At 73.8% G+C, this 19,604-nt stretch carries 18 protein-coding genes; 12 read left to right on the top strand and 6 right to left on the bottom strand.

What is annotated here, in order from left to right; genetic code table 11:
- Window positions 1–230 precede the first annotated feature (230 nt).
- Genes AC3X7Z_RS04405 through AC3X7Z_RS04395 form a run of 3 tightly spaced genes read right to left on the bottom strand, consistent with a single transcriptional unit; the run spans window position 231 to window position 3,234 of the window.
- Entirely contained in the window at window positions 231–1,064 is an 834-nt protein-coding gene (locus AC3X7Z_RS04405; RefSeq protein WP_489975124.1) for an SDR family NAD(P)-dependent oxidoreductase, read from the bottom strand.
- Window positions 1,065–1,084: 20 nt separating this feature from the next.
- A complete protein-coding gene (locus AC3X7Z_RS04400; RefSeq protein WP_241005209.1) occupies window positions 1,085–2,521 on the bottom strand; it encodes a sensor histidine kinase in 1,437 nt (478 codons plus the stop codon).
- Entirely contained in the window at window positions 2,518–3,234 is a 717-nt protein-coding gene (locus AC3X7Z_RS04395) for a response regulator transcription factor (protein ID WP_277395300.1), read from the bottom strand. The genes AC3X7Z_RS04400 and AC3X7Z_RS04395 overlap by 4 nt, the downstream gene beginning before the upstream one ends.
- 390 nt (window positions 3,235–3,624) lie before the next feature.
- Between AC3X7Z_RS04395 and AC3X7Z_RS04390 the strand changes: the two genes are divergently transcribed.
- The 5 genes from AC3X7Z_RS04390 to AC3X7Z_RS04370 all read left to right on the top strand — a co-directional run bounded on the left by AC3X7Z_RS04390 (window position 3,625) and on the right by AC3X7Z_RS04370 (window position 11,011).
- Entirely contained in the window at window positions 3,625–4,428 is an 804-nt protein-coding gene (locus tag AC3X7Z_RS04390) for a hypothetical protein (protein ID WP_489975123.1), read from the top strand.
- A gap of 54 nt (window positions 4,429–4,482) precedes the next feature.
- Window positions 4,483–8,349: an ATP-dependent RNA helicase HrpA gene (gene hrpA, locus AC3X7Z_RS04385; protein ID WP_489975122.1), complete on the top strand. Its 3,867-nt coding sequence runs from the start codon at window positions 4,483–4,485 to the stop codon at window positions 8,347–8,349.
- Between the two features lie 29 nt (window positions 8,350–8,378).
- On the top strand, window positions 8,379–8,975 hold the full coding sequence (locus AC3X7Z_RS04380; RefSeq protein WP_241005208.1) for a hypothetical protein: 597 nt from the start codon (window positions 8,379–8,381) through the stop codon (window positions 8,973–8,975).
- 134 nt (window positions 8,976–9,109) lie between these two features.
- Window positions 9,110–9,589, top strand: a complete 480-nt coding sequence (locus AC3X7Z_RS04375) for a type II toxin-antitoxin system PemK/MazF family toxin (RefSeq protein ID WP_489975121.1) — start codon at window positions 9,110–9,112, stop codon at window positions 9,587–9,589.
- A gap of 9 nt (window positions 9,590–9,598) precedes the next feature.
- On the top strand, window positions 9,599–11,011 hold the full coding sequence (locus tag AC3X7Z_RS04370; protein WP_186339088.1) for an ABC transporter substrate-binding protein: 1,413 nt from the start codon (window positions 9,599–9,601) through the stop codon (window positions 11,009–11,011).
- 23 nt (window positions 11,012–11,034) lie between these two features.
- Here AC3X7Z_RS04370 and AC3X7Z_RS04365 read toward each other — a convergent pair whose 3' ends face one another.
- Both AC3X7Z_RS04365 and AC3X7Z_RS04360 read right to left on the bottom strand, forming a co-directional pair.
- Complete coding sequence (locus tag AC3X7Z_RS04365; protein WP_489975382.1) at window positions 11,035–12,369, bottom strand: HRDC domain-containing protein; 1,335 nt, start codon at window positions 12,367–12,369, stop codon at window positions 11,035–11,037.
- Between the two features lie 4 nt (window positions 12,370–12,373).
- Window positions 12,374–12,994, bottom strand: coding sequence for a DUF3000 domain-containing protein (locus AC3X7Z_RS04360; RefSeq protein ID WP_489975120.1), 621 nt, complete (start codon window positions 12,992–12,994; stop codon window positions 12,374–12,376).
- A gap of 71 nt (window positions 12,995–13,065) precedes the next feature.
- Between AC3X7Z_RS04360 and hemE the strand changes: the two genes are divergently transcribed.
- Window positions 13,066–14,112: a uroporphyrinogen decarboxylase gene (gene hemE / locus AC3X7Z_RS04355; RefSeq protein WP_241005206.1), complete on the top strand. Its 1,047-nt coding sequence runs from the start codon at window positions 13,066–13,068 to the stop codon at window positions 14,110–14,112.
- Here hemE and AC3X7Z_RS04350 read toward each other — a convergent pair.
- Window positions 14,078–15,058, bottom strand: a complete 981-nt coding sequence (locus AC3X7Z_RS04350; protein WP_186339086.1) for a LysR family transcriptional regulator — start codon at window positions 15,056–15,058, stop codon at window positions 14,078–14,080. The two genes, hemE and AC3X7Z_RS04350, sit on opposite strands and share 35 nt — an antisense overlap.
- A gap of 299 nt (window positions 15,059–15,357) precedes the next feature.
- Here AC3X7Z_RS04350 and AC3X7Z_RS04345 point away from each other — a divergent pair, with 299 nt between their 5' ends.
- From AC3X7Z_RS04345 to AC3X7Z_RS04320, 6 genes are all read left to right on the top strand, one after another.
- Window positions 15,358–16,500 carry an LLM class flavin-dependent oxidoreductase gene (locus tag AC3X7Z_RS04345; protein WP_186339085.1) on the top strand — a complete coding sequence of 381 codons (1,143 nt, stop codon included), beginning with the start codon at window positions 15,358–15,360 and terminating at the stop codon, window positions 16,498–16,500.
- A complete protein-coding gene (locus AC3X7Z_RS04340) occupies window positions 16,497–17,018 on the top strand; it encodes an NADPH-dependent FMN reductase (protein WP_186339084.1) in 522 nt (173 codons plus the stop codon). Before AC3X7Z_RS04345 ends, AC3X7Z_RS04340 begins: the two co-directional genes overlap by 4 nt.
- On the top strand, window positions 17,015–17,617 hold the full coding sequence (locus tag AC3X7Z_RS04335) for a flavin reductase family protein (RefSeq protein WP_186339083.1): 603 nt from the start codon (window positions 17,015–17,017) through the stop codon (window positions 17,615–17,617). The genes AC3X7Z_RS04340 and AC3X7Z_RS04335 overlap by 4 nt, the downstream gene beginning before the upstream one ends.
- A gap of 157 nt (window positions 17,618–17,774) precedes the next feature.
- Window positions 17,775–18,869, top strand: a complete 1,095-nt coding sequence (locus AC3X7Z_RS04330; RefSeq protein ID WP_489975119.1) for an AI-2E family transporter — start codon at window positions 17,775–17,777, stop codon at window positions 18,867–18,869.
- On the top strand, window positions 18,869–19,228 hold the full coding sequence (locus tag AC3X7Z_RS04325; protein ID WP_206054424.1) for a YidH family protein: 360 nt from the start codon (window positions 18,869–18,871) through the stop codon (window positions 19,226–19,228). The genes AC3X7Z_RS04330 and AC3X7Z_RS04325 overlap by 1 nt, the downstream gene beginning before the upstream one ends.
- Before the next feature lie 26 nt (window positions 19,229–19,254).
- Entirely contained in the window at window positions 19,255–19,599 is a 345-nt protein-coding gene (locus tag AC3X7Z_RS04320) for a DUF202 domain-containing protein (protein WP_186339082.1), read from the top strand.
- Window positions 19,600–19,604 lie beyond the last annotated feature (5 nt).

Below are 19,604 nucleotides of genomic sequence, written 5' to 3'. Positions count from 1 at the left end.
CTACGGGGTCGAGTGGGCGCGTTCTCGCGCGCCTACCGGGTCGAGTCGGCGCGTTCTGGCACGTAGACGGGGTCGAGTCGGCGCGTCCTCGCAGGTAGACGGGGTCGAGTCGGCGCGTTCTCGCAGGTAGACGGGGTCGAGTGGGCGCATCCTCGCCGACTCCCGGTCAGGATGCGCCGCCTCGACGGTGATTCGCCGTCAGGATGAGCCGGCTCGACGGTGATGAGCGGTCAGGATGCGCCGGCTCGACGGTGCAGGCGGGCGACGACGTCCTGGTAGCGCGCGCCGAGGAGCCGGGCGGCGTGGTGGATGACGTGGGCGTCGAGGCCGACGAGCACCCGCGGCTTCCCGGCGAGCGCGCCGGCGAGGATGATCTCGGCGGCGCGGTCGGGCGACATCCGCGCGAGCCTGTCGTCGAACAGCGCGTCGATGCGGGCGCCGTCGAGGCCGGCGGCCTTGCGGCCGTGGCGGCTGATGCCGGTGCGGATGCCGCCGGGGTGGACGCAGGTCACGGTGACGGGGTGCCCGGCGATGAGCATCTCCTCGCGGATCGCCTCGGTGAGCCCGCGCACGGCGTACTTGGTGGCGTTGTAGGCCGACTGCCCGGGGGCGGAGACGAGGCCGAAGAGCGAGGAGATGTTGACCAGGGCGCCGTTGCCGCTCGCGATGAGGTGGGGCAGGAACTCCTTGGACCCGTGGACCACCCCGTAGAAGTTGACGCCGACGATCCAGTCGAGGTCGTCGTAGGTCAGGTCGGTGAAGTCGCCGGTCGCGGTCACGCCGGCGTTGTTGACGACGAGGTCGACCCGCCCGAGCCGTTCGACGACCGCGGACGCCCACGCCGCGACCGCGGCACGGTCGGAGACGTCGACGAGGTCGTGGCACACGGTGGTCGCACCGGCCTCCCGGACGAGCCCCACGGTCTCGGCGAGCCGCCCGGCGTCCCAGTCGGCGAGGGCGAGGAGTGCACCCGCCCGGGCGCAGCGCAGCGCGAGCGCGCGGCCGATCCCGGATCCGGCGCCGGTGATGACGACGACCTTGTCGGCGACGGTGCTGAGGCTCACCCCGCCACCGTAACCGGCGTCTACGCCGGCACGGTCGGGAGCGCCACGGTGATCGTGGTGTCGCCCGGGCGGCTGGCGAGCGCCACCGTGCCGCCGTGGGCGCGGACGATCGCCTCGACCAGCGAGAGCCCGAGCCCGGCCCCGCCGCGGCTGCGGGCCGCGTCCCCGCGGGTGAAGCGCTCGAACGCGTGGGGCGCGAGGTCCGGCGCGAAGCCCGGGCCGTCGTCGTGGACGGAGAAGCCGCTCGCGCTCCCGGTGACGGTCACGGTCGTGCCGGGCGGGGTGTAGCGGCTGGCGTTGGTCAGCAGGTTGGTGATGACCTGGTGCAGGCGGGCGGCGTCGCCCTCCACGACGAGGGGCGCGTCCGGCAGCGACAGCCGCCAGTGGTGCTCGGGGTCGACCACGCGCGCGTCGTCGACGGCCTCGAGCAGCAGCCGCGAGAGGTCCACCGGCTCGCGCTGGAGCGGACGCCCCGCGTCGAGCCGGGCGAGCAGGAGCAGGTCCTCGACGAGGGCGGTCATCCGCGCCGACTCGTTCTCGACCTTGGTCAGCGCCGCGGGCATCGTCTCCGGGCGCCGCCGGGCGAGCTCGGTGTAGCCGGCGATGGTCGCGAGCGGCGTGCGCAGCTCGTGCGAGGCGTCGGCCACGAACTGCCGCACCTGCTGCTCGCTGCGGTAGCGCCGGTCGAGCGAGTCCTCGACGTGGTCGAGCATCGCGTTGAGCGCCGAGCCGACCTGTCCGACCTCGGTGCGCTCGTCGGTGAGCCGCGCCGGCACCCGCTCGGCCATCTCGATCTCCCCGGACGCCAGCGGCAGCTCGGCGACCCGGCGGGCGGTGGCCGAGACCTCGCGCAACGACGCGAGCTGGCGGCGTACGACGACCGTCCCCACCGCCGCGGCGGCCACCACGCCGAGGAGGGTGGCGAGCAGCTCGAGGCGGACGAGGTCGCCGACGGTGTCGTCGACGTCGGCGAGGGGGAGCCCGGCGACCACCCGGCCGCCCGGGACCTCCCTGACGCCGACGCGGTAGCGGCCGAGGTCCGGGACGTAGACGGTGCGGAGCTCGGGGCCGTCGCCGTCGGCACGGACGTCGGCGAGCACGTCGAGCTGGTCGTCGCTGAGCGCGGTCGCGGCGCCCCAGCTGTCCTCGTCCTGCTCGGACAGCACCAGACCCGACGCGGTGCCGTCGTCAGGGACGACGGCCTGGATGGAGCCGAACTGCTGGCCCGGGCCGAAGCCCTCCTCGCCGCGACCCGGCCCGCGGCCGGGACCGTCCGAGCCGCGGATGGTCCGCTCGAGGGCCACCCGGACGTCGCCGTCGAGCTGGCTGTCGAGGTTGCGCTGCATCGCCAGCGTGGTCACGGTGCCGATGACGGCCGCGGTCAGCGCGACGAGCAGCACCACCACCGCGACCAGCCGCGCGGTGAGCGTGACGGGCCGGTGGAGCGGGCGCCTCACGACGCCGGCTTCAGGACGTAGCCGGCTCCGCGCATCGTGTGGATCATCGGGGGTCGGCCGGCGTCGATCTTCTTGCGCAGGTAGGAGATGTAGAGCTCGACGACGTTGGCCTGGCCGCCGAAGTCGTAGTGCCACACCCGGTCGAGGATCTGCGCCTTGCTCAGCACCCGTCGCGGGTTGCGCATGAGGAAGCGCAGCAGCTCGAACTCGGTCGCGGTCAGGTGGATCTCGTCGCCGCCGCGGTGCACCTCGTGGCTGTCCTCGTCGAGGGTGAGGTCGCCGACCACCAGCACGTTGCCCGCGTCGGCCTGCGCCGCGGTGCCGCCGCGGCGGATCAGTCCGCGCAGCCGGGCCACGACCTCCTCGAGCGAGAAGGGCTTGGTGACGTAGTCGTCGCCGCCGGCGGTCAGGCCGGCGACCCGGTCCTCGACGGCGTCCTTGGCGGTGAGGAAGAGCACCGGCACGTCGTTGCCGTCCGCGCGCAGGCGGCGGAGCACCTCGAGGCCGTCGAAGTCGGGGAGCATGATGTCGAGCACCACGGCGTCGGGGTGGAACTCGCGCGCGGTGGCCACCGCCTCGCTGCCGGTGTGCGCCATCCGCAGGTCCCAGCCCTCGTAGCGCAGGGCCATCGCGAGGAGCTCGGCGATGTTGACCTCGTCGTCGACGACGAGGACGCGCACGGGCGAGCCATCGGGTCGGGTGAGCTGTTGCACGAGACCATCGTGCCTCCGTTTCCTGTGGGACCGCTGTGTCCTTCCTGTCAGCGCGCCGAGTTGAGCCGCGGTCGACGAGCTCGCCGTCGGCCTCCAGGCGCCTGCCGAAGTCGTCCACGAACGCCATGTGGGCGTCGACCTCCTCGGGGGCCCACTGGTCGATCGGGACGTCGGTCACGGCCACCGGGGCGCCGCGATGGTGCTGGAGGTGCAGGTACTTCGGCAGGATCGGTCTCCTGGTCAGGTGCGGCCCATTGTCGCCGCGTCCACCCCGGGGACGGAGCCGCCGCGGCGCCCTCGACGTCGACGGGCCGACCGGGTCCGAGATCTCTGAGCGGCCGCAGGGGCTGGGCACAGGTGCGCCACAGGTGTGCGCCGCACGCTGGTCACATGACGAACGAGAACCTGGGCCGGCAGCCCGACGAGACGCAGCCCATGCGTCCTGCTGGCGCCGCCCCCGACCCCACACCGCACCCCGACCCGGGGGCACCCACGGCCGGTCCCGCGACCGGTCCCGCGACCGGTCCCACGACCGACTCCCCCACCGACCCCACTCCTGATGCCATGACCAACTCCCAGAACGAGCCCATGACCAACGCACAGCACGACCCCACGACCACCGCACCCGCCGACCCCGGCCCCAGCCCCGTCCCCGGCTCGGAGGGCAAGCGCGGGATGCGTGAGCGCCTGCGCGGGATGCGCCCCTCCAACGGCGGCCGCGGCCGCCGCTTCGGCACGGGTGCGCTCGCCGGGACCGCGATCGCCGGCCTCATCGTCGGTGGCCTCGGCGGGGTCGCCGTGAGCGCCTCGGCCGACGACGACCTCGGCCCCGGCGACTCGGGCTGGATCGAGCGCCACGACCAGGGCGGCCCCGGCTACCAGGGCGGCCCCGGCGACCAGGGCGAGCCCGGCGACCAGGGCGAGCCCGGCTACCAGGGCGGCCCCGGCTACCAGGGCGAGCGCGAGGACGACGAGCGCCACTTCGGTCACGAGCGCGACTTCGGCGATCACGAGCACGGTGACCGCTACTTCGGTGACCGCGACTTTGGTGACCGCGACTTCGGCGAGCGCGACGACGAGCGCGACGACGAGCGCGGCGGGCCGAGCTTCGGCGGCCCCGGAGCGCCCGACGGCGAGATGCCGTCCCCGCCCGAGGGCGACGCTCCGGACAGCAAGGACGACTCGGAGTCCTGACCCGCTCCGCAACGGGCGCCACCGCCTCCGCACGGGTTGCCACCGTGGGCGAGAATGGCGCCCGTTGTGAAGATCACCTACCCGGCCGAGCTCCCGGTCTCCGCGCGCCGCGACGACATCGCCGCCGCCATCCGCGACCACCAGGTGGTGATCGTCGCGGGCGAGACCGGCTCGGGCAAGACCACCCAGCTGCCCAAGATCTGCCTCGAGCTCGGCCGGGGGCTCGGGGCGGCGGAGGACGGCAGGCTGATCGGCCACACCCAGCCGCGGCGCATCGCGGCCCGCTCCGTCGCCGAGCGGATCGCCGAGGAGCTCGGCACCGAGCTCGGCGACGTCGTGGGCTACCAGGTCCGCTTCACCGACCGCACCAGCCGCGCCAGCCGGGTCAAGCTGATGACCGACGGCATCCTGCTCGCCGAGCTGCAGCGCGACCGCGACCTGCGCAAGTACGACACGATCATCATCGACGAGGCCCACGAGCGCAGCCTCAACATCGACTTCCTGCTCGGCTACCTCAAGCGCCTGCTGCCGCGCCGGCCCGACCTCAAGGTGATCATCACCAGCGCGACGATCGACGTCGACCGCTTCGCCGAGCACTTCCGCGCCCCCGTGGTCGAGGTGTCGGGGCGTACGTACCCCGTCGAGGTCCGCTACCGACCGCTGCTGGAGCTGCCGGAGAACGACGACGACGGCGAGCCGGTCCAGCGTGACCAGACCGAGGCGATCCTCGACGCCGTCCGCGAGCTCTCGGCCGAGGGACCGGGCGACGTGCTGGTGTTCCTGCCCGGCGAGCGCGAGATCCGCGACACCGCCGACGCCTTCTCCGCCCTCGGCAGCGACCGGCTCGAGATCGTCCCGCTCTACTCCCGGCTCAGCGCGGCCGACCAGCACAGGGTCTTCTCCAGCCACCCCTCCACCGTGCGGCGCGTCGTCCTGGCCACCAACGTCGCCGAGACGTCGCTGACGGTGCCGGGCATCCGCTACGTCGTCGACACCGGCGTCGCGCGGATCAGCCGCTACTCGGTGCGCACCAAGGTGCAGCGCCTGCCCATCGAGCCGATCAGCCGGGCCTCGGCCAACCAGCGCTCCGGCCGCTGCGGGCGCGTGTCCGAGGGCATCGCGATCCGGCTCTACTCCGAGGAGGACTTCGAGGCCCGCCCCGAGTTCACCGACCCGGAGATCCTGCGGACCAACCTCGCGAGCGTGATCCTCCAGATGGCCTCGCTGCGCCTCGGCGACATCGCGAGGTTCCCCTTCGTCGAGCCGCCCGACCGCCGCAACATCAAGGCCGGCACCGACCTGCTCGAGGAGCTCGGCGCGATCTCGACCGCCGCCGACCCCGGACGTCAGGAGAGTCCGCGGTCCGGACCGCAGAGGTCCATGACGTCCCGGCCGGGGGTACGCCTGACGCAGGTCGGCCGGCGGCTGGCCCGGCTCCCGATCGACCCGCGGCTGGGCCGGATGATCCTCGAGGCCGAGCGCCTCGGCTGCCTGCGCGACGTGCTGGTGATCGCCGCGGCGCTGTCCATCCAGGACCCGCGCGAGCGGCCCGAGGAGCAGCGGGCGCACGCCGACCAGCTGCACGCCCGCTTCACGCACGAGTCCAGCGACTTCCTCACCTGGCTCAACCTCTGGCGCCACCTCAAGCAGCAGCAGCGCGAGCTGTCCTCCAGCGCGTTCCGCCGGATGTGCAAGCGCGAGCACCTCAACTACCTGCGCATCCGCGAGTGGCAGGACTACGAGTCGCAGCTGCGCCAGGTGTGCAAGGAGATGAAGCTCGACCTCGGCCGCACCGGCAGCAGCGAGGGCGGAGCGGCCTACGACGAGGACGGCATCCACCAGGCGCTGCTCTCCGGCCTGCTGAGCCACGTCGGCGCGCTCGAGGAGCGGGAGAAGTCGCGGCCGGGGGAGCGGCGCCCGATGCGGGAGTACGTCGGCGCGCGCAACGCCCGCTTCGCGATCTTCCCCGGCAGCGTGCTGAAGGGGCGCAACCCCGACTTCCTGATGAGCGCCGAGCTGGTGGAGACCTCGCGCCTGTGGGCGCGCCAGAACGCCGCCATCAAGGCCGAGTGGGCCGAGCGGATCGGCGCCCACCTGGTCAAGCGCACCTACTCCGAGCCGCACTGGTCGCGCAAGCGCGCCGCCGTGATGGCGCGCGAGCGGGTCACGTTGTACGGCGTCCCGCTGGTGGCCGACCGCCTCGTGTCCTACGGCAAGGTCGACCCGCCGCTCGCGCGCGAGCTCTTCATCCGCCACGCCCTCGTCCAGCGCGAGTGGGACTCCCGCCACCGCTTCCTCGCCGAGAACTCCCGCCTGCTCGAGGAGGCGGAGGAGCTCGAGCACCGGGCGCGCCGCCGCGACATCGTCGTCGACGAGGAGACGCTGTTCGAGTTCTACGACGCGCGCGTCGGCGCCGACGTCGTCAGCGGCCAGCACTTCGACCAGTGGTGGAAGCGGGCGCGGCAGAAGCAGCCCGACCTGCTCACGTTCGACCCCGAGATGCTCACGCACGACACCGCCGGCGAGGTGCGCGCGCACGACTTCCCGACGCAGTGGCACGACAGCGACGAGGCGGGGCTGACCTTCCCGATCAGCTACCACTTCGAGCCCGGCGCCGCCGACGACGGGCTCACCATCGACGTCCCCGTCGCCACCCTCAACCGCATCGATGCCGACGACTTCTCGTGGCTGGTGCCGGGGCTGCGCGAGGAGCTGGTCACCGAGCTGATCCGCTCGCTGCCCAAGAGCCTCCGCGTCGCGATGGTGCCCGCGCCCAACACCGCGCGCGAGTTCCTCGCCGCGACGCCGCCGGGCGCCGAGCCGCTCCTCGACGCGCTCGAGCGGTTCGCCCGCAGCACCCGCAGCCTGGTCATCCCCCGCGAGGCGTGGGACTGGTCGAAGGTGCCGGCCCACCTCCGCCCGACCTACCGGGTGGTGACCGACGAGGGGGCCGAGGCGGCCCGCGGCAAGGACCTCGACGCGCTCAAGGAGCCGCTGCGACCGACGTTCGAGCAGGCGATGGCCGACGTGGCGTCCGACTCCGGCGTGAGCGCCACCGGCCGCACGACGTGGACGTTCGGCACGGTCGAGGAGTCCTTCGTGCAGCGTCGCGCCGGCCACGAGGTGCGCGGCTTCCCCGCGCTCGTCGACGAGGGCCCGACGGTGGGCCTCCGGGTGCTCGCGACGGCCGAGGAGGCCGCCGCGCACCACCGGTTGGGCGTACGACGCCTGGTGCTCCTCGCGCTCGGGCCTGCCGACCCCGTCGACGACGTGCTCGCCGCCGCCGGGCTCGACCAGCGCGCCAAGCTCGCGCTGGTCGGCTCGCCCTACCCGTCGGTGGCCGACCTCGTCGACGACCTGCGCGCCGGCATCGTCGGCGAGGTCGTCGACCGGCACCCGACGGTGCGCGACGAGGCGGCGTACGACGCCGTGGTGGCGGACGCCCGCGACGCCGTCGCCTCCGGCCTCGGCCCGGCGGTGCACGAGGTGATGCGGGTGCTGGAGGCCTGGCGCACCACCGACCGGGCGATCTCCGGGCGCGCCGACCTGATCACCCTGCCGGCCCTCACCGACATGCGCGCGCAGGTCGAGCGGCTGATGGCCCCCGGCTTCATCGGGGAGGCGGGGGTGCGCCGGCTGCGCGACTACCCGCGCTACCTCGCCGCCGTGACCCACCGGCGCGAGCGCCTCGACGGCCAGGTCGCCCGCGACCGCCAGCTGATGGACCAGGTGTCCGGGCTGCAGGAGGCGTGGCTGCACGCCGTCGCGGCGCTGCCCGAGGGTCAGCCGATGCCCCAGCGCCTCCGGGAGGCCCGCTGGCTGCTCGAGGAGTACCGCGTGTCCCTGTTCGCCCAGCAGCTCGGCACGGCCACCAAGGTCAGCGACCAGCGCATCCGCAAGGTGATGGGAACGGCTGGCTGAGCCGTTCCGGGCCGTTCTAGGCTGGCCCGGTGACCGGTCGCCAGCACCACCGCCCGATGACCCCCGGCGACGCCTTCTTCGCCGACATCGCCGGGGGCGCCGACCCCGCGCAGCTGCGCGAGGCGGGCGACCTCGCCGCGACCGTGCTGGTGCGCGGCGCGCGCCGGTCCGCCGATCCCGCGCTTGCCGAGCGGGTGGTCCACCTCGCCGACACCGAGGGCCTCGAGACGCTCGCCGAGGTGTGGTCGGGGGCGCCCGCCGACACGCTTGCGGGGAGCCTGTGGCGGCTGTTCCTGCTGCGCTCGTGGGTGCACGCCGACCCCGACCGGGTGGCCGACGACTACGAGGCGGGCCAGCGCCGCGTCGACGTGGCGCGGGTGGTCGCCGGCGTGGCCGACCCTCCCGGCCCCGACGAGCTGCGCCGGATGGTGGACGAGGTCCTGCGCGGGATCACCCGCGGCGACTTCGCGGTCACCCTGTTCCGCGCGGCCGCCTTCGCGCGCATCGTCGCCGCCGGCCGCGCCGCCCTCGGCAGCGCCTCGCACGAGGAGATCACCCGCATGCTCGCGCTGTCGGAGCAGCTGGAGGCCGCTGGTCAGGTGGAAATCCGCGGCAGCCTCGCCTGAGGCGTTAAAATGTCCCTGAGTGCGTCGGGCCGTGGCAGCCCCGGGTCCCAAAATAAGCCGCTACGAGCGGCCACGCGCCGTGAGGCGCTCCCGGTCCGGCGCACTCATCTGCTCCGCAGGCCTAGGCTCGGGTCATGAGCCTCCGCAGCCGTGTCGCCGGCCTGCTGTCCCGCGTCGGGTCCCCCTCGTCCACGGCGCCCCCTGTGCCGTCGGCGCCCACTTCGCCGGGCGAGGGCACCTACGCGCCCGAGCGTGACGGCGAGCCAGACCCGGGTGAGGTGGTGTGGGCATGGGTGCCCTACGAGGACGACCCGAGCCGCGGCAAGGACCGGCCCGTGCTCGTCATCGACACCGCCGGGGAGGAGCACGACGGCTGGGTGGGGCTGATGCTGAGCAGCCAGGACCACGACCGTGACGCCGCCGACGAGGCCAGGTGGGGGCGCCACTGGATGGACGTCGGCACCGGTGGGTGGGACTCCCGGGGCCGGCCCAGCGAGGTGCGCCTCGACCGGCTGATCCACCTCGAGCGGGGCGGCGTACGACGCGAGGGCGCCGCGCTCGACGAGACGATCTTCACTGCCGTGCTGGCGGCCCGCCGTGAACTGTCCCGATAGGGTTTCGCCGTGTCCCGGACCCCTTCCCTGCGTCGCTGTGCCCTGCTCGCCACGGCCCTCGCGGTCGCGCTGACGACGGCCGCCTGCACCGGGGAGGACGAGCCCGAGCCGCGCCCGACCCCCTCGGCGGGGCAGTCCGGCAATCCGACCAAGACGGCCGCGAAGCCCCGCGAGGTCACCTTCGGCGCCTACGGCAGCGAGGAGGAGGTGGCGGCGTTCCAGAGCGTCGTCGACTCCTTCAACGCCTCCTCCACCGACCGCCGGGTCGTCCTCGAGTCGTGGCCCGACCACGAGGCCGCCGTGGCCGACGTGCTGGCCGGTGACGCGCCCGACGTGTTCCTCACCTCGCGCATCGACCTCGACCAGCTCGTCGAGGCAGGTGCGCTCCAGCCCGTGAGCCTGCTGCTCGACGAGCGCGGCGTCGACTTCGGCGACCGGTTCTCGCGCGACGCCGTCGACGCCTTCGCGATGGACGACGAGCTGCAGTGCATGGCCTACTCGGTCTCCCCGATGGTCATCTACTACAACACCCGCCTCGTCGACTTCGACAAGATGGAGCGCCGCGGCCTCGACGTCCCCAGCACCAACGACGAGGGGGTGCGCGAGCGCTGGACGCTCGCCGAGTTCGGCGCGGCCGCGCAGTTCGCCAGCCGGCGCGGTGACCGGCGCGGCGTGTGGATCGACCCGACCCTGCAGGGTCTCGCGCCGTTCATCTACTCCGGCGACGGGAAGGTCTTCAACGACGACAGCGAGCCCACCTCGCTCGCCTTCGCCGACGACTCCACCCGCGAGGCGCTGAGCCAGACGCTAGCCATCCTGCGTGACCCCACGATCACGCCGACCAACGCCCAGCTGGCGCGCGCGACGCCCGTCAAGCTGTTCAAGCGCGGAGAGCTCGCGATGGTCGCCGGCTTCCGCAACCTCGTGCCGGAGATGCGTGAGGCCGAGGACCTCGACTTCGACGTGCTGCCGATGCCGGTCATCGACACCCGCGCGACCGTCGGCGACATCAGCGGCCTGTGCCTGTCCGCCGACTCCGACGTGACGGGCGACGCGGCCGACTTCATCGCCTACGCCGTGTCCGACGCGGCGATCGCCACGGTCGCCGCGACGGGCTTCATCGTGCCGGCCAACACCTCGGTCGCCGCGTCGCCGGAGTTCCTGGCGCCCGGCGAGGAGCCGGCCAACGCGGAGGTCTACAACACCAGCATCCGCTACATGGTGGTGCCGCCGTTCATCGACCGGCGTGAGGAGCTCGAGGAGGCGGTCACCCCCCTCCTCGACCGGCTCGTGACCGCGCCCGGTGTGCTCGACCTCGACGCGACGACCGAGCAGATCGACCTGGTCTCGCAGACGGTGCTCGCCCCGGAGGACGAGGAGTCGGAGTCGCCGGAGCCGACGGAGACCCCGACCGAGGAGTAGGCCAGGGGAGCAGGAGCGGCCTCCTACTCCTCGGGTGCCGCCCCGGGGTGCTCGGGATCCTGCTCGGCTCCGAGGATGGCGCCCACCAGCGCCCCGGTGACCAGCTCGGCCTGCCACGGCCGGGCGCCGTAGGACGCCAGCTGGGCACGGACCTGCTGGGCGAGCTCGGCCGGCTCGCGGGTCGCCGGGGGCGCCCACATCAGGCGCCGGAGGTAGTCGGGGGTGAGCAGGTTCTCCACCGGCAGGTGGTGCGCCTCTGCCAGGTTGAGCATCGCCTCGCGCGCGGCCTTGAAGCGTCGGTCGGCGACCGGGTCGCGATCGGCCCAGGTGCGGGGATGGGGCGGTCCGTCGCCGCGGGGTGCGCGGGTGGGCAGCTCGCTCTCGTCCATCTGACGGACCCGTTGCAGCGCGTCGACCCAGGAGGCGGCGTAGCGGCTCGCGCCTCGGCCGTGGAAGCCGGGGGTGGCCAGCAGCGCCCGGCGGTCGGACGGCATCGCGGTGGCGGCGGCCACGATCGCCGCGTCGGGCAGGATCCGCCCCGGCGTCACGTCGCGCTCGGCGGCGATGGCGTCGCGGGCCTCCCAGAGGGCGCGGGCCGCACCGAGGGCGCGACGCCCGCGCAGCCGGTGCACCCCGGACGTACGCCGCCACGCCTCGACACGCACGGCAGGCTCGAAGCCCAGCAGGTGGTCGAACTCCTGGCGCGCCCACTCGGCCTTGCCGGCGCGCTCCAGCTCGGTGGCCATGTGGTCGCGCAGCTCGACGAGCACCTCCACGTCGAGCGCGGCGTACTCCAGCCACGGCTCGGGCAGCGGGCGCGTCGACCAGTCGGCCGCGGAGTGCTCCTTGCGCATCCGCTGGCCCAGCACGGTCTCGACGAGCGTGGCGAGGCCGACGCGGGGGTAGCCGAGGAGGCGGCCGGCGAGCTCGGTGTCGAAGAGGCTGGTCGGGGTGAGGCCGACCTCGCGCAGGCAGGGGAGGTCCTGGGTGGCGGCGTGGAGGATCCACTCGGTGCCCTCGAGGGCCTCCTGGAGCGGGGCGAGCGTGGTCATCCCGATCGGGTCGACGAGCCAGGTGCCGGCGCCCTCGCGGCGCAGCTGGATGAGGTAGGCGCGGTTGGAGTAGCGGTAGCCGGACGCGCGCTCGGCATCGATGGCCACCGGCCCGGTCGCCGCGGCCAGCGCCGCGCACGCCTCCAGCAGGCCGGCATCGGTGTCGACGACCGCGGGCAGGCCGTCGCGCAGCTCGAGGAGCGGGGCGGGCGGTGCCGCCGGCGCCTCGGGCTCGTCGGCGGAGGTGGCCGCGGGGATGGCCTCGGGGGTGACCTCGGCGGGGGTGGTCTGGGGCTCGTCGGCCATCGGGTCAGGTGCCACGCTGTCCGCGTCGGCTGGGGATGGCGGTGACGCCCTCCGGCACGGGCGGCAGGCCGACCGCGGTGCACATCAGCTCGCCCCAGGCCTCGACGTGCGCCGTCATGTCGAGGTCGCCGTCGTCGTCGACCTCGGGCGTCCACGACGCGCGGATCTCGACCTGGGCGGTGCGCGCGTCCTCGGCCATGCCCCCGAAGCTCTCGCTGGTGACGCAGGTGACCGTGCCCGAGGCGGCGTGGTTTCGGGCGCCGTGCGCGTCCAGGGCCTCCACCAGCCACGACCAGCCGACCGCGGCCAGCATCGGGTCGGCGCCGAGCTCGGGGTCGATGTCGGCGCGGGCGTAGGCCACGCATCGGAAGGTGCCGTCCCAGGCGTCGTTGCCGGCCGGGTCGTGGAGCAGGATCAGGCGGCCGGTGCCGAGGTCCTCCTCGTCGACGGTGATGTCGGCGCTGAGGGCCGACGACCAGGGCGCGATGCGCTGGGGCGCCGGCATCTCCTCGCAGAAGACCTCCGGGCGCAGCGACGCCCGACGCATCGACTCCACGGCCGAGCGGAACTCCGCGGGCCCAGCCGCGGCAGCATTGCCCGGGTGGGTCTCGTGACGGGCCACCATGTGGCCAGAGTAGGCCAGCGCCGGCCCTCGCCGATGTGCCGCCACGCCGCCTCACCTGCGAGAATTCAGGGGTGACCGACGCCCCCCGCACGCCCCATCCCGGACTGGCCCGGAGCCCGTTCCTCGCGGCCGCGCGCGGAGAGGTGCCGTCCCACACCCCGGTCTGGTACATGCGACAGGCGGGCCGGTCGCTGCCGGAGTACCTCAAGGTGCGCGAGGGCATCGGGATGCTCGAGTCGTGCATGGACGCCGACCTCGTCACCGAGATCACCCTGCAGCCCGTGCGCCGCTACGGCGTGGACGCCGCCATCTTCTTCTCCGACATCGTGCTGCCGCTCAAGGCGGTGGGGGTCGACCTCGACATCAAGGCCGGCATCGGCCCCGTCGTGGCGTCGCCGGTGCGCACCCTCGCCGACGTCGAGGCCATCCCCGACCTGACTCCCGAGCACGTGCCCTCCATCGTGCAGGCCGTCGGCCAGCTCGTCGCCGAGCTCGGCGCGACGCCGCTCATCGGGTTCGCCGGAGCGCCCTTCACCGTCGCCTCCTACCTCGTCGAGGGCGGTCCGTCGAAGGAGCACGCCAAGACCAAGGCGATGATGTTCGGCGCCCCCGACGTCTGGGACGCGCTGATGAGCAAGATCGCCGGCATCGCCGCGACCTACCTCCGCATCCAGGTGCAGGCCGGCGCGTCGGCGGTGCAGCTCTTCGACTCGTGGGCCGGCGCCCTCACCCCGACCGACTACCGCGACTCGGCGATGCCCTACTCCCGGCGGGTGCTCGCCGCGGCGGGCGAGCTCGGCGTGCCGCGGATCCACTTCGGTGTCGGCACGGGAAGCCTGCTCGGCCTGATGGCGGAGGCCGGCGCCGACGTGGTCGGTGTCGACTGGCGTACGCCCCTGGAGCAGGCGATCCCGCTCGTGGGCGACCGCGCCGTGCAGGGCAACCTCGACCCGACCCTGGTCTTCGCGCCGACCGAGGTGATGACCGCCCGGGCCGCCGAGGTCGTCGAGGCGGGTCGCCGGGCCAAGGGCCACATCTTCAACCTCGGCCACGGGGTGATCCCGTCCACCGACCCCGGTCAGCTCACGGCGCTGACAGACTTCGTGCACGGCTGCTGATCGGCGTCACCGGGGTCAGGTCCGCGGCGGGCGCGGCCACCGCCGACTCCCGGTAGGCCCGGGCCTGTCGCACCAGCGCGCGCTGCAGGTCGCGCAGCGGCTCGGGCACCCGATCGGCCCGGCGGCGCACCATCAGCAGCGTCACGGTGGTCTGGTCGGTCTCGATCGGCCGGGTGGTGAGCACGCCGGCCCGCACGAGCGGATCGGCGACGATGGAGAAGTCGGGCAGGACGGAGATCCCGAGCCCCGCGGCCACCATGGCCTTGCCCATCTCGGCGCCGTCGGTGGCGTACGTCGTGCCGGGCAGCGAGCCGCCGAACAGGCGATGGGCGTAGCGATGCATCACGAAGCCCGGCCGCATCAGGACGTGCGGCTCCGCACGCAGGTCGTCGACGGTGACCCGGCTCCGGGCGGTCAGCGGGTGCGCCACGGGCAGGCAGGCGACCGGGGTGCCGTCGAGGAGGCGGTCGGCGACGAGCGTGGGCGGCACCTCGTCGCCGGGGAGCACGTTGACCAGGCCGAGGTCGAGCGACCCCTCGGCCAGTCCCTGGTGGATGTCGACCTGGCGCCCGTGGACCACCTCCACGCCTCCCGACCCGTGGCGCGCGTGGAGGTCGCGCAGCGCCGGGGCGAGCAGGCTGGACGAGGCGGTGTTGACCGTGCCGATGCGGAGGTCGCGCCGGCGCACCGACTGCTGGCCGGCGGCCTGGCGCAGCCGGTCGACCGCCTCGAGGACCTCCGTCATGTTCTGCAGCAGGTCGAGCCCTTGCCGGCTGATCCGCGAGCCGGTGCGGCGCCGGTCGAGCAGGGTGGTGCCCAGCTCCTTCTCCAGCTTGGTCACCGCCTCGCTCAGGGCCGGCTGGGAGATGTGCATGGCCTCGCTCGCGCGCCGCAGCGAGCCGTGCTCGGTCACCGCGGCGAGGTACTCCAGCTGTTCGATCCGCACGTGTGCTCCTGCCGTGTGCCGGGACGGGGCCCGAGGGTCTGGTGAAGGGGGGAGGGGTGACGGGGAAGGGGAGGGCCTGCGGCCCGCCCGGCAGAACCTGCCACCGGGGCGTGGTCGGGTGCCGCCGTCCTTCCGTAAAGTCTAGTGAATAACTAGACAAAACGCGAGGACGCGGTCCCGGCGCGGCGCGGCGGCCCGGGGCGGGAGGGCGGGCTGCTACTTTGTCTACAAGATCGATAGAGATAATGACATCGGGTTCGGACGTTCCGCGCCGGCGCGCACCCCGCGAAAGGATCGACATGTTGTTCCACTGGTTCCTCCCCACCAACGGCGGTGACGGCCGGCAGGTCGTCAGTGGCGGCCACGGCGTCTCGCACGGCTCCGGAGGTCGGCCCGCCAGCGTGGCCTACCTCGGCCAGATCGCCCGCAGCGCCGAGCAGCTGGGCTTCGAGGCCGCGCTCACCCCGACCGGCGCCTGGTGCGAGGACGCCTGGCTGACCACCGCGATGCTCGCCCCGCTCACGGAGCGGCTCAAGTTCCTGGTGGCCTTCCGGCCGGGGATGACCTCGCCCACCCTGGCCGCCCAGATGGCCGCCACCTTCCAGCGACTGTCGGGCGGCCGGCTGATGCTCAACGTCGTCACGGGCGGCGAGTCGCAGGAGCAGCGCGCCTACGGAGACTTCCTCGACAAGGACGCCCGCTACGAGCGGTCCGACGAGTTCCTCGAGATCGTGCGGCGGCTGTGGACCGGCGACCGGGTCACCTTCGCCGGACGCCACCTCCGCGTCGAGCAGGCGCAGCTCCAGCAGCTGCCCGACCCGATCCCCGAGGTCTACTTCGGCGGGTCGTCGCCGGCCGCGGGTCTCGTCGCCGCCCGCCACGCCGACGTCTACCTCACGTGGGGCGAGCCGCCGGCCGCGGTGGCGAGGAAGATCGCGTGGATCCGCGAGCTCGCCGAGAGGCAGGGCCGCGAGATGCGCTTCGGCATCCGGATGCACACCATCAACCGCGACACCTCCGAGGAGGCGTGGGCCGAGGCGGACCGGCTCATCGAGGGCATCGACGACGCCGAGATCCGCCGCGTCCAGGAGGGCCTCAAGAAGTCGGAGTCGGTCGGCCAGCAGAACATGCTGGCCCTCAACAACGGCTCGCGCGACGGCCTGGAGATCCACCCCAACGTGTGGGCCGGCGTCGGCCTCGTCCGCGGCGGGGCGGGCACGGCGCTCGTCGGCAGCCACGAGGAGGTCGCCGACCGGATCGAGGAGTACGCCGCACTCGGGATCGAGGAGTTCGTGCTCTCCGCCTACCCCCACCTCGAGGGCGCCTACCACTTCGGCGAGGGCGTGCTGCCCGTGCTGGAGCGGCGCGGCCTCTGGGCCGCCCCCGCGCCGGTGGCGGCCCGCGCGTCGGTGCCCCTCGGCGCGCACCGGGCGGCGTCGTGAGCGCCCGGGTCGCCGTGGTCGTCGGCAACCCCACGCCGCGCTCGCGCACCCACGCGTCGGCGCTCGCCGTCGCCGACCGGCTCGGCGGCGCCGACCTGGTGGTCGACCTGGCCGACCACGCGTCCGAGATCTTCGACCCCGCGGCGGGGCGGGTCGCCGACCTGGTCGAGGCCGTGGCAGGCAGCCTGGTGGTGGTCGTCGCCAGCCCCACCTACAAGGCGACCTACACCGGCCTCCTGAAGGCCTTCCTCGACCGCTTCCCCCACCAGGGACTGAGCGGCGTGACCGCGATCCCCCTGATGCTCGGCGCGTCCCCGGCCCACTCGCTCGCGACCGAGCACTCCCTCCGCCCGCTCCTCGTCGAGCTCGGCGCGTCGGTGCCGACCCGCGGCCTCTACGTCCTCGACTCCGAGCACGACCGTCCCGAGACCTACGACGCCTGGTTCGCGGCCGCGCACCAGCTCCTGCCCACGCTCCCCGCCCCGACCGCCCACGCCCTGGAAGCGAGCCCCGCATGACGGCGTCCACCAGCTCCTGCCCTGCACCCGTCCCCGCCCTCGACCAGCGCACGCTGCGCGACGCCTTCGGGGCCTTCCCGTCCGGGGTCGTCGCCGTCGCGGCGTCGGTCAAGGGCAGCCTCGCCGGCATCGCCGCGTCGTCGTTCACCTCGGTGAGCATCGACCCACCGCTGGTCTCGTTCTCGATCGCGACGACGAGCTCGACCTGGCCGCAGCTGCGTGAGGCCGGTCGCCTGGGCATCAGCGTGCTGGCCGACCACCACGACGCGGTGTGCCGCCAGCTCGCCGGACCGCGCGAGGAGCGCTTCGCCGGCCTGCCCTTCCGGGTCACCGGCGACGGGGCCGTGCTGCTCGACGAGGCGGTCGCGACCTACGACTGCTCGCTGCACGAGGAGGTCGTGGCCGGCGATCACGTGATCGTGCTCCTCGAGGTGCACGAGGTCGGCGCCGGGGACGGCGAGCACCCCCTCGTCTTCCACCGCTCGGCCTTCGCCAAGCTGCACCGCGACGACCTCGACCCCGCCCGCCTCGACGGCCGGATCAACGGCGCCGAGGTGGATCGCGGCGCCCGCGCCGACGCTGGGAGCGACGCGGCCTGAGGCCGGGAATCGCGAGGTTCGGCTGCACGCGAGCGCCTGAGGCAGGCGTATGGTCGAGAGCGGTAGGGGGTCCGTCGCCACCGGCGCCGGGGGGCCCGAGTCTCGTGGAGCCGGAGCAGCCCCGGGACGTCTCGGCGTCCCGGACGGAGGGAGCCCCGTGCCCATTCCAGCCGCAGACGCGGACGAGCGGGGCCGACCCGGGCGGCGTGCCGGCGCCTCGTGGAACGGCGCGCTGCCGCGCGGCCTGATCGTGCTGCTCGGCCTGGCCGCGGCGTTCGTGGTGATCTCCGGCATGCGCGCCTCGTCGAGCCTGATCGGGTCCGCCTTCCTCGCCCTGGTCCTCACGATCGCCGTGCATCCACTCCGGGTGTGGCTCGACCGTCACCTGTGGGGATGGCTGGCGACCGCACTGTGTGTGCTGCTGGTCGCCGTCCTCGCGATCGGCCTGGCGGCGTCGATCGTGGTGGCCGTCGCCAGGTTCGCGACCCTGTTGCCGCAGTACAAGGACGACTTCAACCAGGCGCTCTCCGACGCGATGGGGGTCCTCGAACGGGTGGGTGTCTCGACCGAGCAGATCCGCCACGTCCTCGACGGCCTCGACCTGGGCAAGTTCCTGGGCCTGGCCACCGACGCCCTGTCGGACGTCTACGGCCTGGTCTCCGGCCTGGTCTTCATGCTCGCGCTGGTGCTGTTCATGACCGCCGACGGCAGGTCCTTCGGGCACCAGCTCGACGCCGTGGCCACGGACCGGCCCGACCTGGTCGCCGCTCTGCGCAACTTCGCCCACGACACGCGTCGCTACCTCTTGGTCTCCACGGCGTTCGGCCTCCTCGCGGCCGTCCTCGACACCATCGCCCTGACCCTCCTCGACCTCCCCGCGCCGCTGGTGTGGGGACTGCTGGCCTTCCTGACCAGCTACATCCCGCACATCGGCTTCGTCATCGGACTGGTGCCGCCGGCCGTCCTCGCCCTGCTCGAGGGTGGCCCGAGCCTGTTCGTGACGGTGGTGGCGGTCTACCTGGCGGTCAACTTCGTGATCGGCTCGGTGATCCACCCCCGCGTCGTCGGCAACTCGGTCGGGCTGACCTCCACCCTGACGTTCCTCTCGCTGCTCTTCTGGGCCGGGGTGATCGGGCCCGTCGGCGCCATCCTGGCCGTGCCGCTCTCGATCCTCGTCCGGTCACTCCTCGTCGACGCCGACCCGGCCAGCAGGTGGCTGTCCCCGCTGGTCGCCAACCGGGATCCCGCCTAGTGGCCGGGCGCAGCCGCCGCCCCCGGTGGGTCTACGGCGAGGGCGACGACCCCGACTACAGCGCGAGCCTCGCCAACGAACGGACCTTCCTGGCCTGGATCCGCACCGCGCTGGCCCTGCTCGCCGGCGGGGTCGCCCTCGACGTGGTCGACCTCTCCATCCCCGCGGGCGCCCAGCGCGCCATCGCCCTCGCCCTGATCGTCCTCGCCCTGGTCGCCGCGGCGCTGACCTGGCTGCGGTGGGGGCTGGCCGAGCGGTCGATGCGCCGTGGCGCGTCGCTGCCGCCCCTCGGGTTCGGGGCGCTGCTCACGCTGGTGATCGTCGGGGTGTGCGCCGTCCTGCTCGCCCTGTTGTGGTGACGGGTCGTGAGGGTGAGGGCGACGCCATGACGAGCACGGAGCATCCCGGCGACGAGACGCCTCGTCGCGCCAGGCGCAAGGAGGACGACATCAAGACCACCCTGGCGTGGGAGCGCACGGCGATGGCCCTGCTGGTGGTGGCCGTCGCCACCGCCCGCCACACCTGGTCGATCCTGGGGCCGGCCGCCCTGGTCCCGGTCGCCGGGTTGACCGTGCTCACGCTGTGGGTCCTGGCCGAGGGGTGGCGCCGCTACGGCGCCGACCGCCGCGACCGCCGCCACTACCGCGCGATCGGCGGGCCGACCCTCGTGCTCGCCGCGACGACCGCACTGGCCGCCGCCACCGAGCTGGTCCACATGGTCGCCCGGTGACCGGG

The sequence above is a fragment of the Nocardioides sp. Z24_21 genome, from assembly GCF_058134345.1.
This window is presented reverse-complemented; position numbering and strand designations above follow the sequence as displayed.

Coding starts and splice junctions, on each gene's coding strand:
- AC3X7Z_RS04365 (WP_489975382.1), bottom strand. CDS start 12,369: ATGGCCGACGAGCCCCAGACCACCCCCGCCGAGGTCACCCCCGAGGCC.
- AC3X7Z_RS04335 (WP_186339083.1), top strand. CDS start 17,015: ATGACGGCGTCCACCAGCTCCTGCCCTGCACCCGTCCCCGCCCTCGAC.
- AC3X7Z_RS04320 (WP_186339082.1), top strand. CDS start 19,255: ATGACGAGCACGGAGCATCCCGGCGACGAGACGCCTCGTCGCGCCAGG.
- AC3X7Z_RS04345 (WP_186339085.1), top strand. CDS start 15,358: ATGTTGTTCCACTGGTTCCTCCCCACCAACGGCGGTGACGGCCGGCAG.
- AC3X7Z_RS04390 (WP_489975123.1), top strand. CDS start 3,625: ATGACGAACGAGAACCTGGGCCGGCAGCCCGACGAGACGCAGCCCATG.
- AC3X7Z_RS04375 (WP_489975121.1), top strand. CDS start 9,110: ATGAGCCTCCGCAGCCGTGTCGCCGGCCTGCTGTCCCGCGTCGGGTCC.
- AC3X7Z_RS04360 (WP_489975120.1), bottom strand. CDS start 12,994: ATGGTGGCCCGTCACGAGACCCACCCGGGCAATGCTGCCGCGGCTGGG.
- hrpA (WP_489975122.1), top strand. CDS start 4,483: ATGGCGCCCGTTGTGAAGATCACCTACCCGGCCGAGCTCCCGGTCTCC.